General features: G+C 44.2%; 1 protein-coding gene. It reads right to left on the reverse strand.

The window, feature by feature from the left end; all coding sequences use genetic code 11:
- On the reverse strand, window positions 1-507 hold a 507-nt coding region (locus C5469_RS22990; protein WP_242689582.1), incomplete at its 3' end, for a Rha family transcriptional regulator.
- Window positions 508-654: the final 147 nt, after the last annotated feature.

Below are 654 nucleotides of genomic sequence, written 5' to 3' on the forward strand. Positions count from 1 at the left end.
CCTTTCAGCTTTATTGAGAGTAACCAGGTCATCTTGTCGCTTTCTTAGTCTGCGACCTGCATCAGATGAATCTTCATCAGACGCCCTTTTTGCCAGAACAAGCATGTCTTGCAGTTGCTGGATGGTAAACCCAAATCCAGATTTCATCTCAAGTTCTGTCATGTGATCGAGCACCTGGGCTTGCAACTCATAGCTGTAGCTCATTGCCATCAAACAGGCTTCACGCTTGGGGAATCGGTAAATATCACGAACCGCTGTAGCTCCATTGGCAATGCTATATTCATCTTCGGCTAAAAATTTAGCCGATGCTTCATCTCCCAAAACTTTGGGAACTTTAACCATGAAGTTCTTGTGTGACAGCTTCTTATACTTCTTACAAGGGAATGCCAATCCTTCCGCTTCTGCTTTGGCCTTCCTGTCAGCATTAATGTAATCAACCATTTCAAGGCTGGTCATTGTTGGCGCTTCGGTTACAGATGAATGTGTTTTGACTGTTAATTGAGTCATGGTATTTACCCTATAGAAGACGAACCTGTTCACACAGAAATGCCGCCCGCAGAAATACCATTAACGGATTTCTCAGGTTCGCTTTCTGTAAGGCTCTGCGTTTAGAAATAGAGGCGCGTGTGAATGCGCTAGATAATAAAAAGCCCC

It is taken from the genome of Photorhabdus cinerea (assembly GCF_011189575.1).
Lineage (GTDB): Bacteria > Pseudomonadota > Gammaproteobacteria > Enterobacterales > Enterobacteriaceae > Photorhabdus > Photorhabdus cinerea.